The following is a 12,987-nucleotide window of genomic DNA, read 5'->3' as shown; positions in this document are numbered from 1 at the left end:
CAGGCAGCCGAGCGTCAGCGCGTCGCTGACCAGCTTGAGCGATGGCGCCGTGGCGAGTGAGAAAACGGGCTTGCCCGGCGAGGCGCCGGAGCGTTTTTCTTGGACGTCATGGCACCGGCGCGATATCTGCGCGCAAAACGGGCAATGCATTTGTGGAGTTCGACATCTTGGCCGACGACCTGAAGACACGCATTCTCGACATCCTTCGCCAGATGACGCCGCCCGACAACGGGGCTGACGTCGTCTCGCGATCGATCGTGTCAGACATCTTCATTGCCGACGGCAAGGCCTTTTTCTCGCTCTCCGTCCCGGCGGCCGAGGCCGAACGTTTCGAGCCGTTCTGCCGCCAGATCGAGACGGAGGTGGCAAAACTCGAAGGAATTGGCAAAGCGATGGTCGCTTTGACGGCGGAAAAGGCGGCCGGCAGTTCGGGCGCTCCGCAGGCTGCGCCGTCTCGGCCGCAGCCTGCCAGGGGGCCGGCATCGCCGTCGGCCGCGCCCGCACGCCGGCCGGCTGGCGCCAAGCCCGGCATTCCGGGCATCGACAAGATCGTCGCGGTCGCGTCGGGTAAGGGCGGCGTCGGCAAATCGACGACAGCCGTCAATCTCGCTCTTGGTCTGTCAGCGTTGGGGCTGGCCGTCGGCATCCTCGATGCCGACGTCTATGGCCCCTCCATCCCCAGGCTGCTCGGGCTGAAGGAAAAACCGAAAAGTGCGGGCGGGCGGACCATCATCCCGCTTGAGGCATTCGGCCTGAAGGCGATGTCCATGGGGCTGATGGTCGACGAGGAAACCCCGATGATCTGGCGCGGGCCGATGGTGATGTCGGCGCTGACGCAGATGATGCGTGAGGTCGAGTGGGGGGAACTCGACGTTCTGATCGTCGACATGCCGCCCGGCACCGGCGACGCCCAGCTGACCATGGCCCAGCAGGTGCCGCTCGCCGGCGCGGTCATCGTCTCGACGCCGCAGGATCTGGCGCTCATCGATGCGCGCAAGGGCCTGGCGATGTTCCAGAAGGTCGAGGTGCCTTTGCTCGGTATTGTCGAGAACATGAGCTATTTCATAGCGCCTGACACGGGAAATCGCTACGACATCTTCGGTCATGGCGGCGCGAGGGACGAGGCGGAACGGCTCGGCGTTCCGTTTCTGGGCGAAGTGCCGATCGAGATGGCGATCCGCGAGAGTTCCGATGCGGGACGACCGGTGGTCGCGACGGATCCCGACGGGCCGCATGCTGCCGCTTATCGCGACATCGCGGCGAAGGTCCTCGCGCAACTCGAGGAATCGAGACCAAAGTCTCGTGCACCAACCATTGTTTTTGAATGAATGGTCAAAAAACGTGCTTGCCTTCGACAATCAAAAGCTGTCGAGTGAACGATAGTGAGTGGACAAAAGATCCACCCGATCCTGACAGGAGGCATGCTGTATGAATTCCCTGACCCGGCTTTTCGCCGCGACGGCCCTGACCCTGGCCCTCGGTTCGGCGGCGTCGGCCAAGACGCTCGTCTATTGCTCCGAGGCTTCGCCGGAGGGTTTCGATCCGGCGCTCTATACAGCCGGCACCACCTTCGATGCGGCCTCGCGCACGGTCTATAACCGGCTTGTCGAGTTCAAGCACGGATCGACGGAAACCGAGCCGGGCCTTGCCGAGTCCTGGGAAATTTCGGACGACGGCAAGGAATATACCTTCAAGCTGCGGCCGGACGTGAAATTCCAGACCACCGATTTCTTCACGCCGACCCGCACGCTCAATGCCGACGACGTGATCTATTCCTTCGAGCGGCAGCTCAAGAGCGACAATCCCTGGAACCAGTATGTCCCCGGCACGTCCTGGGAATATGCCAGCGGCATGGGATTCCCTGATCTGATCACGTCGATCGAGAAGGTCGACGACATGACGGTGAAGTTCGTCCTCGCGCGGCCCGAGGCCCCGTTCCTTGCCGATCTGGCGATGGATTTCGCCTCGATCATGTCGAAGGAATATGCCGACAAGCTGAAGGCGGACGGCCAGGAGGCGATGCTCAACCAGCAGCCGCTCGGCACCGGCCCGTTCCAGTTCGTCGCCTATCAGCCGGACGCCGTCATTCGCTACAAGGCCAATCCGGATTACTACAAGGGCAAACAGCCCATCGACGACCTGATCTTCGCCATCACCACCGACGCCTCGGTTCGCGTGCAGAAGCTGAAGGCGAACGAGTGCCAGATCTTCCCCTATCCAAACGCCGCTGACGTCGAATCGCTGAAGAGTGATTCGAACCTCGAGGTGATGGAGCAGGAAGGCCTGAACGTCGCTTACATGGCCTACAACACGACCCAGGCGCCGTTCGACAAGGTCGAGGTCCGCAAGGCCCTCAACATGGCGATCAACAAGCAGGCGATCATCGACGCGGTGTTCCAGGGCGCGGCCGTGCCGGCCAAGAACCCGATCCCGCCGACGATGTGGTCCTACAACAATGAGATCAAGGACGATCCCTACGATCCGGAAAAGTCCAAACAGATGCTGAAGGACGCCGGCGTCACCGATCTGTCGATGAAGATCTGGGCGATGCCGGTGTCGCGCCCCTACATGCTCAACGCCCGCCGCGCGGCGGAGCTGATGCAGGCGGATCTCGCCAAGGTCGGCGTCAAGGCAGAGATCGTCTCTTACGAGTGGGGCGAGTATCTCGAAAAGTCCAAGGCCAAGGATCGCGACGGTGCCGCGATGCTCGGCTGGACTGGCGATAACGGCGATCCGGACAACTTCCTCGATACGCTGCTCGGCTGTGATGCCGTTGGTGGCAACAACCGCGCCCAGTGGTGCGACAAGGAGTTCGACGATCTGGTCAAGAAGGCCAAGGCGACCGACGATCAGGCCGAGCGCACCAAGCTCTACGAACAGGCGCAGGTCGTGTTCAAGGAAAAGGCGCCGTGGCTGACCATCGACCATTCCAAGGTGTTCATGCCGATGCAGAAGTCGGTCAAGGGCTTCGTCCAGGATCCGCTCGGCTATCACCGCTTCGACGACGTCGATATCGAGCAGTAAGCTGTCCGGTCCATTGTCATGCAGAGAAGGGGCGGCGTCGGCCGCCCCTTCCCGATTTTGAAAGGCACCAACACCGATGACGGCGACCCATCCGTTCACCGCGCACATCCTGCTTGCCTTCGACTTCGACTGGACCCTTGCGGAAGATTCCTTCGAGCGCCTCGTCGCCGTCATGGGCTTCGAGGTCGACGAATGGAAATCGCAGTTTTTCAAGCCGCTTGCCGATGCCGGCTGGGACGAGGTCCTCGCCAAATTCGAGGGTCTTCGCCGTTTGTGCGAGCGGGACGGCAAGGTCATCACCATCGACCAGGTCGAGGAAGCGGGGCGCACGACGAAGGGCTTTCCCGGTGCCGAGACCATGCCGGAGCGCCTGCGCGCCGTTGCCAGAGAGGCTGATCCGGCCGTGAAACTCGAGTTCGCCGTCGTCTCCGCCGGCTATCTCCAGGTCTTCTCGGCCCATCCGGCCGCGGCCGCCTTCGATCGTCGTCATGGCTCCGAGCTGAACGTGGCAAAGGACGGGCGCGTCCACGGGGTCCGAAAGATGATTCCCCACCCCGAGAAGGTTCGCTATCTGCAGGCCCTCGCAAAGGGCATCGATCTCGGCGGGTCGAATGCGCCGTCGCGCACCGAGGCCGACAAGCCCGAGGAAGACCTGCGCATTCCCCTCGATCAGCTGATCTATGTCGGTGACGGAGCGTCGGATCTCCAGGCCTTCGGTTTTGTCCGCGAGATGGGCGGCTTTGCCATTGCCGTGTCACGCGATGGCGAGTTTTCGGCCGAAGACGAGATGCTGCGCGCCCAGCGCCCCGACGCGCTGGCGCCGCCCAGCTACGAGGATGGCGAGCCGCTGTTCGAGATCCTCGCCCATGCCGTCCGCTCGCATGCCTCGCGCATCGCGCTTCGCAGGCTCGGGCAGGACGCCTGAAATCCAAGGACCGGCCAGCAAGGCCGGCCTCAAACAAGACCATGTCGACCTGACAATAGGGGCAAAATGCAGCGCTTCCTGCTCTCGCGCATCGCCGTCCTGATTCCGACCTTCATCGGCGTCTCGATCGTCGCCTTCGCCTTCATCCGGCTTCTGCCCGGCGATCCCGTCCAGATGCTGGCGGGTGAGCGGGTCGTCGATCCGGCCCGCCATGCCGCGATCATGCAACAGCTCGGCTTCGACCGGCCGCTGGTGGTCCAGTATCTGTCCTATCTCTGGGGCCTCATCCAGGGCGATTTCGGCACCTCGTTGGTCACCAAACGCGGCGTCGCCGACGAGTTCTTCACGCTGTTTCCCGCGACCCTCGAACTCTCCCTCTGCGCCATCATCATCGCCGTGCTTCTGGGCGTGCCGGCCGGCGTCTTCGCGGCGGTCAAGCGCGGCTCCTGGTTCGACCAGAGCGTCATGGGCGCGGCTCTCGTCGGCTATTCCATGCCGATCTTCTGGTGGGGTCTCCTCCTGATCATCCTGTTTTCCGGGGTCCTCCAATGGACGCCGGTGTCGGGCCGCATCTCGCTTCTCTACTACTTCCCGCAGGTCACCGGCTTCATGCTCATTGACTCGCTTCTGTCCGGGCAGAAGGGCGCCTTCGGCTCGGCTGTCTCTCATCTGATCCTGCCGTCGATCGTTCTGGCGACCATTCCGCTTGCCGTCATCGCCCGGCAGACCCGCTCCGCCATGCTGGAGGTTCTCGGCGAGGACTATGTGCGCACCGCCAAGGCCAAGGGCCTGTCGCGCGGCCGCGTCATCGGCATTCACGCCCTGCGCAACGCCCTGATCCCTGTGGTCACGACGATCGGCCTGCAGGTCGGTGTCATGATGGCCGGCGCGATCCTGACGGAGTCGATCTTCTCCTGGCCAGGCATCGGCAAGTGGATGATCGATAGCGTCTTTCGACGGGACTATCCGGTCGTGCAGGGCGGCCTGATCCTCATCGCGATGATCATCATGGTCGTCAATCTGGCCGTCGACCTCCTCTACGGCGTGATCAACCCGCGCGTGCGGGCAGGGTAGGGGAACCATCATGAGCCATATTTCAGCCCAGGAAGCCGAGGAAGGCGTCGGCGCCGACCTGCCCGATCATCGCCCAAAGAAGAGCGTCCGCCGGCAGATGCTGGAGGAGTTCTGGTTCTACTTCTCCGAAAACAAGGGCGCGGTCCTCGGCCTCGTCGTCTTTATCCTGATCATTCTCACCGCAATCGCCGCGCCTTTGATTGCGCCCCATTCGCCCTTCGTCACCAACAACGAAGCGCAGCTTCTTCCCCCGGTCTGGCAGGACGGCGGCAGCTGGAACTATCTGCTCGGCACCGACGCGATCGGCCGCGACATGCTCTCGCGGCTGCTCTACGGCGCGCAATATTCGCTGTTCATCGGCCTCGTCGTCGTGGTGGTCGCCGTCACCGTCGGTATCGCCATCGGCCTCATCGCCGGCTATTTCGGCGGCTGGCTTGATACCGTCATCATGCGGGTGATGGACGTCATCCTCGCCTTTCCCTCGCTGCTCCTCGCCCTCGTTCTCGTCGCCGTTCTCGGCCCCGGCCTCACCAATGCGATGATCGCCATCGCCCTCGTTCTCCAGCCCCACTTCGTCCGGCTGACGCGGGCCTCGGTCATGGCCGAGAAACGGCGCGAATACGTCACCGCCGCCAAGGTCGTCGGCGCGAGCCCGCTGCGGCTGATGGTGGTGACGATCCTGCCGAACTGCCTCGGGCCTCTCATCGTGCAGGCGACTTTGTCCTTCTCCAACGCCATTCTCGACGCCGCGGCCCTCGGCTTTCTCGGCATGGGCGCCCAGCCGCCGACGCCCGAATGGGGCACCATGCTGGCGGAAGCGCGCGAGTTCATCCTGCGGGCCTGGTGGGTGGTCACCTTCCCGGGCCTTGCCATTCTCGTCACGGTGCTCGCCATCAACCTTGTCGGCGACGGCCTGAGGGACGCGCTGGATCCGAAGATGAAGCGGAGCTGAGGGTGAAGGACTTCTTCATCTGGCTGGGGATCGTCGACGTACCCCTCCAGCAGGCCGTTATTACGGGATTTCTGGGATTTGCCGGGGCGCTGCTGGCCGGGCTGATCGCCATCGGCACATGGGTAGGATCGCGAGTCGCCCATCGACGAGAGGAGGACCGGCGCCGTAAGCAGGAGCAGCGTGATGTACAGACCGCCATCATGGTCGAGATCGACGCGGTCTGGCGCCAATGGGTCGTGCTCGGCTCGCTCGATGAGTCGCTGGAGGCCGTCGAGACGGCATTTGCGGACAATCCCGACTTCGTCCCCTTCGTGACCCCAGTCGTCCAGCCGGCCGTGTTTGAAGCGTTCATTCCCAAGATCGCCGTCCTCGACGAACAAGCCATCGGCCCGGTGGTCGCCTTCTACCGACAGATGATGCTGATCAACCGCTTTTCAGGCGATCTGCGATCGGCCGCATATCGCTCACTCGGTCACGCCCGACGAAAGCGGATGCTGCAACACTACTCCCGGATGGTCGCGACCGTCACTGCGATGGCGGAAGACGCCATGGAAGCCATCGAGCGTTCTTTGGAGACGAAGCCGCAGGAGCGACTGCAGGAGCGCAAGAAAGTCCTGCTCAGTAAAATGGAAGCGGACCGTAAGTCCCCGGCTTCAGCGGCTGCTGCTCCGCCGGCTTCTGGCCCGAACGAGACATGATCGACATCGCATTCACCCGAGCGTTGAAGGTCTGTTTTAAAGATAGGATATCGTAGTGCGATGATCAACAAGGCAGCCGCACCCCTTCTCTCCCTGCGCAATCTCTCCGTCACCTTCGACACCGCTTCCGGCCCGTTCAGGGCCGTCGACGGCATCGACATCACCGTCGATCCCGGCGAAGTGCTCGGCATCGTCGGCGAGAGCGGCTCCGGCAAGTCCGTCGCCATGCTCGGCCTGATGGGCCTCCTCCCGCCGTCGGCCACCGTCACCGCCGACGAGATCGCCTTCGAGGGCCGCGACATGCGCGGCATGTCGGGCAAGGAGCGCCGCAAGATCATCGGCAACGAGATCGCCATGATCTTCCAGGAGCCGATGACCTCGCTCAATCCCTGCTTCACCGTCGGCTACCAGATCAAGGAAGCGCTGAAGGCCCATACCGGCCTCGACCGCAAGGGCCGCCAGACGCGGGCGATCGAGCTGATGACCGCCGTCGGCATTCCCGAGCCCGAGCGCCGGCTGTCGGCCTTTCCGCATCAGATGTCCGGCGGCATGAGCCAGCGCGTGATGATCGCCATGGCCACCGCCTGCCAGCCGAAGCTCCTCATCGCCGACGAGCCGACGACGGCGCTGGACGTCACCATCCAGGCGCAGATCCTCGACCTCCTGCTCGATCTGCAGAAAGAGCGCGGCATGGCGATGATCCTGATCACCCACGACATGGGCGTCATCGCCGAGACCGCCGAGCGCGTCGTCGTGCAATATGCCGGCCAGCAGGTGGAGCGCCAGAAGGTTTCGACCCTCTTCGACGACCCTCACCACCCCTATACTTCCGCCCTTCTCGCCGCGATCCCCGAGCGTTCGACGGGCGAGCGCCTGCCGACCATCGCCGGCGTCGTGCCGGGGCAGGGCGACCGGCCGGACGGCTGCCTGTTCAATCCGCGCTGCGACAAGGCCGACGACAAGTGCCGCACCGTCGTGCCGCCGCGCCAGCCGGAAAGCCTCGGCGAGGCGCTCTGCCACTATCCGCTCAACCACCCCGCCAGCCAGAGTGCCGCCTGATGGACGCTTCGACCAACGCTCCCGCCACCGCCACGGCGCCGGTCACCCCCGCCCCCGATGCCGCCGGAAGGGCGATCGTCACCGCCACCAATGTCAGTCAGGTCTACGAGGTCCGGCGCGGCCTGTTCGCCAAGCCGCTCGACCTGAAAGCCGTCAAGGACACGAGCTTCACCGTCGAGGAGGGCGAGACGCTGGCGATCGTCGGCGAGAGCGGCTGCGGCAAGTCGACCCTCGCCCGCATGCTGACGATGATCGAGGCCCCGTCGGAAGGCGCCCTCGTCATCGACGGCGTCACCATCACCGGCGACGATCAGGGCGATGTCGCAAGGCTCCGTTCGATCGTGCAGATCGTCTTCCAGAACCCCTATGGCGCCCTCAATCCGCGCCAGAAGGTCGGCGCGATCCTCGAGGAGCCGCTGAAGATCAACACGAAACTCTCCGCCGCCGAACGCCGCCGCAAGGCCGAGGCCGCGCTCGCCGAGGTCGGCCTGCGTCCGGAGCATTACGGCCGCTATCCCCATATGTTCTCCGGCGGCCAGCGCCAGCGCATCGCGATCGCAAGGGCGATCATCCTCGAGCCGAAGATCCTCGTCCTCGACGAGCCGGTCTCGGCGCTCGACGTCTCCATCCAGGCGCAGATCCTCAACCTCCTCGCCGACCTACAGGATCGCCTCGGCCTCACCTACATCTTCATCAGCCACGATCTCTCGGTGGTCAAACACGTCGCCGACCGCGTCATGGTCATGTATCTCGGCCGCCCCGTCGAGATCGCCCCGGTCGATGCCCTCTACGCCACGCCCCTCCACCCCTATACCCGCGCACTCCTCTCCGCGACGCCCGCCACCGACCCCGCCTCCAAGGGCCAGCGCATTCGCCTCACCGGCGAACTCCCCTCGCCAATCAGCCCCCCGCCGGGGTGTTCGTTCAACCCGCGCTGTCCGTATGCGAACGAGCGGTGCCGGAGCGAGCGCCCGGAACTGACGACGCATGGGGCGACACGGGTGGCGTGCTTTGCGGTTGAGGAGGGGAGGGTTGATGGGGTGTGAGAAGTAGTAGTGGGCCGGAAGAGGACGGTCGGCTCTCGGGCTTCCTTCGCAAATAGCCGCCGTTCTGGTTCCCTGAAAATTTTTGGGCGCCGTGAGGCGTACGAAAGTCGCCGAAAGAGAAACCCGCCGTTCCATATCATTTACAGATCAGGGCTGCGTGAGAGCCGGCGCCATTCGAGTTTCGGGCATCGTAGATCGCTTACGGCGCCGCTGTCAGCGCCGCAAAGAGGTCGCTCTATTAGAAACAAGATACAACGAACGTAGGGCAAGACGAGCTTTTCAAATAAATCGCTTGGGTCGGCAATTATATAATTAAGCTGGGGATATTAGCTTCGGTCGAACTTGCTAACAATTTCACTGGTAGTGGCTAGCATGTCGCGCAACCAAGAAGTTATCTCCTTGCCTCGGAAAAGAGGTTCGGAAAATTCAATCCTCATGTCTGTTTTAAAATCAGGCTTTTCATCTGAATAGGTAGGAATTATATCGATACTGCCATCAGGCTTGGGGGCAGAGTATCTGATGCTCACGCTGGGAAAGGACACCATAAACTGCCGCTTGGTAATGGACAGTCGGATGCCTAGATGCTCATCAGCATTCCTCAATTCTTGGAGGGCCACGAGAGCTTGGTTCCCGCCAGTGTAAGGTCTTGCTTCTACAATGATGCGCCTATGGACATCTTTCATAGGGCCGACCTTGCCTGCGAACCACTTATCGCATCCATTCGTCTCTTGGTTACCGCTAAAGGGAAATACGATCCGGCGTGTATTGGCTTGGGGGTCGACTTCTAAGGCCGCCTCAACTGCGACATTGTCGAGCGCACTTTTCATGCATCCAACTATGCGGCCAATATGAACGGTTAAATTATTTGGAATCGTAGACTCGTACGATACAACCGATAACATCCCAGGATGGTTCGGATCTACCTCCGTGGTGACGCGATTTACATTTTCCTCGATAAACGCATCAACCTCCCGACTTACAAATTCCAGCTGCGCCTCTGCCCATGAAATTTTTGCTTTTGGAAGCCGAAAGCGTATTTTTTCAGTCACGAAAGACACCAATAAGAACGCATAATGCCCTTTATGCCGCGTATTGAATAGATAGGGCAAGGACGCGAATGTCCGCAATCGGGTTCGGTCGCAAAAGGTTTGGAACGACCGCGATGGGCGCAAAGCGCCATTTCGCTCAAATTGGCGCCACACGGTACAGTACGAAACGCTCCCCCCTCCGCTTCGTCATCCTCGGCCCGTAGGGTCGGGGATCCATGCCTCGCCCGATCAGGAGCAGTCCGGAGCCGGGGTGACGCTGACCCCCGCAAGCGGAACGGCAACGGAAACGCAGAGGCATGGATCCCCGTGCTTAAGCACGAGGATGACGAAGCGGCGAGGTGGGCGCTACGTCTGGTGGCGTCTGTTGTCGTTTCGGTGAAGCGGACGCCCACTCTCCCGTCACGTCGCGAGCCTTCGGCCATCACTGTGCCGTGGCGGTACAGAACGAAACACTCCCTCCTCCGCTTCGTCATCCTCGGCCCGCAGGGTCGGGGATCCATGCCTCGCCCGGTCAAGAGTAGTCCGGTGCCGGAATGACGTCCGGTCCCGCAAACGGAGCGGCACCGGTAGCGTTTGAGGCATGGATCCCCGTGCTCGCGCACGAGGATGACGAAGCGAGAAGGGCGGCGCTCCGACTGGTGGCGTCCGTTGTTGTGTCGGTGGAGCAGAGGCACTACTCACCAGCCGATTTCCCTGGGACTTCGCCAGTATTCTCCGTTTACCGTCCTCAGACGGTTCAGGATGAGACGCTGCTCCCTGCGCTTCGTCATCCTCGGCCCGAAAGGGTCGGGGATCCATGCCTCGCCCGGTCAGGAGCAGTCCGGTGCCGGAATGACACCCGGTCCCGCAAACGGAGCGGCAACGGAAGCGCTTGAGGCATGGATCCCCGTGCTGGCGCACGAGGATGACGAAGCGGGGAGGCGGGCGCCCTCGCTTTCACGCGTCGGCGCGGGTGTTCGATGCCGATCAACGACCGCATCGCAGAAAACCGAAGCCGCACCGCTCACCATCCCATCCCCCGATAAAGCTCCTCCCATCCCGGGTTCATCGCTTCGATCAAGACCATCTTCCGCGCCCGAGACCACTTCTTCAGCGCCTTCTCGCGGGCAATGGCGTCGCGGATGTCGAAATGCTCCTCGTACCAGACGAGGCGCTTGCAGCCGTAGCGGCTCGTAAAGCCTTTCGTGGCCTCCGTCTTGTGCTCGTGCACGCGGCGGGAGAGGTCGGACGTCACGCCGATGTAAAGAGTTCCGTTTCTCTGGCTTGCCATGACGTAGACATATCCGGTCATGCGTCGAAGATGCCGCCAAGGGTCTTCTGTGGCAATGCATGCGAGCGGAACGCTGCCAGCATTCTGCCTTCACTATGCCCTGACGGCGCAGGATGGGGCGCTCCCCCATCCGCTTCGTCATCCTCGGCCCGCAGGGTCGGGGATCCATGCCTCGCCCGGTCAGGAGCAGTCCGGTGCTTCGCGCCGAAAGGCCGAAACTGCCCCGCCTACTTCCCCCCGTCGCCCCCCTGGACGATCTCGCGCGTTGCGTCGAAGGCGATGTCCTTGTGCTTGCCCGTGATGTAGCGCAGGTCCCAGTCGTCCTTGCAAAGATAGACCGGCCAGCCGTCGCGGTCGCGCACCACGTTCATGGTGTTCTCGCGGATGAAGTCCTTGAGCTTCTGTTCGCTGTCGGAGCGGATCCAGCGGGCGACATTGTATTGCACCGGCTCGAAGGTGACGTCGGCCTTGTATTCGCCGGCGATGCGCGAGGCGAGGACGTCGAGCTGCAGCGGGCCGACGACGCCGACGATCCAGTCCGAGCCGATGGTCGGCCGGAACACTTGGACGAGGCCTTCCTGGGCGAGGTCTTCTAGCCCCCGGCGCATCTGCTTCAGCTTCATGGAATCTTCGAGCCGCACCCGGCGCAGCACCTCAGGCGCAAAGGCCGGCAGGCCGGTGAAGCGGAAGTTTTCGCCCTCGGTCAGCGTGTCGCCCACCTGCAGCGTGCCGTGGTTCGGAATGCCGATGACGTCGCCGGCATAGGCTTCCTCGGTCAGCGCCCGCTCCTGCGCGACGAAATAGATCGGGTTGGAGACGGCGAGAGCCTTGCCCGAGCGCACGTGGTCGAGCTTCATGCCGCGTTTGAAATGGCCCGAGCAGAAGCGCACGAAGGCGACGCGGTCGCGGTGTTTGGGGTCCATATTGGCCTGGACCTTGAAGACGAAGCCCGACACCTTGTCCTCGGACGGATCGACCGGCCCCTTGTCGGACGGCTGCGGCCGCGGCTCGGGGGCATGTTCGGCGATGAAATCCATCAGCCGGTCGACGGCGAAATTCTGCAGCGCCGAGCCGAAGACGACCGGCGTCAGATGGCCCTGGCGATAGGCTTCGGGGTCGAAATCGGCATAGCCTTCGGCCGCGAGCTCGGCGGCGTCGCGAAAGCCCGCATAGGCGCTCTCGCCAAGTGCGGCTTTCAGCGCCGGATCGTCGAGCCCGCCGGCATAATGCTGGGTCCTGTCGCTGCCGGCGAAGAGGAAGTCGTTCTTCGTCAGGTCGTAGCAGCCCTTGAACAGGCCGCCCTGGCCGACCGGCCAGACCATGGGGGCGACGGAGAGCGCCAGCTCGGCCTCGATCTCGTCCAGGAGTTCAAACGGGTCGCGCCCCTCGCGGTCGACCTTGTTGACGAAGGTGATGATCGGGATGTCCCGCAGGCGGCAGATCTCGAACAGCTTCTTGGTCTGCGCCTCGATGCCCTTGGCCGCGTCGATGACCATGATGGCACTGTCGACGGCGGTCAGCGTCCGGTAGGTATCCTCGGAAAAGTCCGAGTGGCCGGGGGTATCGAGGAGGTTGAAGTTGATGCCCTCCTTCTCGAAGGTCATCACCGAGGAGGTCACCGAGATGCCGCGGTTCTTCTCGATGTCCATCCAGTCGGATTTCGCCCGCCGGCCATTGCCCTTGGAGCGCACCGCGCCGGCCATCTCGATGGCGCCGCCAGAGAGCAGGAGCTTTTCGGTCAGCGTCGTCTTGCCGGCGTCGGGGTGGGAAATGATCGCGAAGGTGCGGCGGGTCTCGTAGGGGCGCCGCCCGACCGGTCGGGCCGGCGCGGCGTCGCTGGCGAGAGTGCTCATGGGCATGCTTTCCGAGATTGTCGCGCCGATCGTCGAT

The 12,987-nt window shown here is 63.1% G+C and carries 11 protein-coding genes; 8 read left to right on the top strand and 3 right to left on the bottom strand.

The window, feature by feature from the left end:
• The first annotated feature begins 167 nt into the window (after window positions 1–167).
• The 8 genes from J6595_RS02045 (at window position 168) to J6595_RS02010 (ending at window position 8,778) form a co-directional block, all read left to right on the top strand.
• Window positions 168–1,328 carry an Mrp/NBP35 family ATP-binding protein gene (locus J6595_RS02045; protein WP_209592780.1) on the top strand — a complete coding sequence of 387 codons (1,161 nt, stop codon included), beginning with the start codon at window positions 168–170 and terminating at the stop codon, window positions 1,326–1,328.
• 100 nt (window positions 1,329–1,428) lie between these two features.
• On the top strand, window positions 1,429–3,024 hold the full coding sequence (locus J6595_RS02040) for an ABC transporter substrate-binding protein (RefSeq protein WP_209592779.1): 1,596 nt from the start codon (window positions 1,429–1,431) through the stop codon (window positions 3,022–3,024).
• 76 nt (window positions 3,025–3,100) lie between these two features.
• Complete coding sequence (locus tag J6595_RS02035; RefSeq protein WP_209592778.1) at window positions 3,101–3,949, top strand: HAD family hydrolase; 849 nt, start codon at window positions 3,101–3,103, stop codon at window positions 3,947–3,949.
• 66 nt (window positions 3,950–4,015) lie between these two features.
• Entirely contained in the window at window positions 4,016–5,023 is a 1,008-nt protein-coding gene (locus J6595_RS02030) for an ABC transporter permease subunit (RefSeq protein ID WP_209592777.1), read from the top strand.
• Between the two features lie 97 nt (window positions 5,024–5,120).
• Window positions 5,121–5,975, top strand: coding sequence for an ABC transporter permease subunit (locus J6595_RS02025; protein WP_245197577.1), 855 nt, complete (start codon window positions 5,121–5,123; stop codon window positions 5,973–5,975).
• A 2-nt stretch (window positions 5,976–5,977) separates the two neighbouring features.
• A complete protein-coding gene (locus tag J6595_RS02020) occupies window positions 5,978–6,673 on the top strand; it encodes a hypothetical protein (RefSeq protein ID WP_209592775.1) in 696 nt (231 codons plus the stop codon).
• 60 nt (window positions 6,674–6,733) lie between these two features.
• Window positions 6,734–7,732 (top strand): ABC transporter ATP-binding protein, encoded by a 999-nt coding sequence (locus J6595_RS02015; protein ID WP_209592774.1) that lies wholly within the window; start codon window positions 6,734–6,736, stop codon window positions 7,730–7,732.
• Entirely contained in the window at window positions 7,732–8,778 is a 1,047-nt protein-coding gene (locus J6595_RS02010; RefSeq protein ID WP_209592773.1) for a dipeptide ABC transporter ATP-binding protein, read from the top strand. The genes J6595_RS02015 and J6595_RS02010 overlap by 1 nt, the downstream gene beginning before the upstream one ends.
• A gap of 326 nt (window positions 8,779–9,104) precedes the next feature.
• Here the strand turns inward: J6595_RS02010 and J6595_RS02005 are convergent, their stop codons facing one another.
• The 3 genes from J6595_RS02005 to J6595_RS01995 all read right to left on the bottom strand — a co-directional run bounded on the left by J6595_RS02005 (window position 9,105) and on the right by J6595_RS01995 (window position 12,950).
• A complete protein-coding gene (locus J6595_RS02005; protein WP_209592772.1) occupies window positions 9,105–9,887 on the bottom strand; it encodes a hypothetical protein in 783 nt (260 codons plus the stop codon).
• Window positions 9,888–10,830: 943 nt separating this feature from the next.
• The gene (locus tag J6595_RS02000; RefSeq protein WP_209592771.1) at window positions 10,831–11,118 is read right to left on the bottom strand and encodes a GIY-YIG nuclease family protein; all 288 of its coding nucleotides are present in this window, start codon (window positions 11,116–11,118) and stop codon (window positions 10,831–10,833) included.
• Window positions 11,119–11,324: 206 nt separating this feature from the next.
• Window positions 11,325–12,950, bottom strand: a complete 1,626-nt coding sequence (locus J6595_RS01995; protein ID WP_245197530.1) for a peptide chain release factor 3 — start codon at window positions 12,948–12,950, stop codon at window positions 11,325–11,327.
• Window positions 12,951–12,987: the final 37 nt, after the last annotated feature.

This window comes from Jiella mangrovi (assembly GCF_017815135.1).
Taxonomy (GTDB): domain Bacteria; phylum Pseudomonadota; class Alphaproteobacteria; order Rhizobiales; family Rhizobiaceae; genus Jiella; species Jiella mangrovi.
The sequence above is the reverse complement of the archived record's forward strand: the minus strand, read 5'-3'. Positions and strand labels throughout refer to the sequence as shown.

Bases quoted from the DNA above. Each gene is read 5' to 3' on its own strand.
- J6595_RS02000 (WP_209592771.1), bottom strand. From the start codon at position 11,118: ATGACCGGATATGTCTACGTCATGGCAAGCCAGAGAAACGGAACTCTT.
- J6595_RS02015 (WP_209592774.1), top strand. From the start codon at position 6,734: ATGATCAACAAGGCAGCCGCACCCCTTCTCTCCCTGCGCAATCTCTCC.
- J6595_RS01995 (WP_245197530.1), bottom strand. From the start codon at position 12,950: ATGAGCACTCTCGCCAGCGACGCCGCGCCGGCCCGACCGGTCGGGCGG.
- J6595_RS02010 (WP_209592773.1), top strand. From the start codon at position 7,732: ATGGACGCTTCGACCAACGCTCCCGCCACCGCCACGGCGCCGGTCACC.
- J6595_RS02025 (WP_245197577.1), top strand. From the start codon at position 5,121: ATGCTGGAGGAGTTCTGGTTCTACTTCTCCGAAAACAAGGGCGCGGTC.
- J6595_RS02040 (WP_209592779.1), top strand. From the start codon at position 1,429: ATGAATTCCCTGACCCGGCTTTTCGCCGCGACGGCCCTGACCCTGGCC.
- J6595_RS02035 (WP_209592778.1), top strand. From the start codon at position 3,101: ATGACGGCGACCCATCCGTTCACCGCGCACATCCTGCTTGCCTTCGAC.
- J6595_RS02030 (WP_209592777.1), top strand. From the start codon at position 4,016: ATGCAGCGCTTCCTGCTCTCGCGCATCGCCGTCCTGATTCCGACCTTC.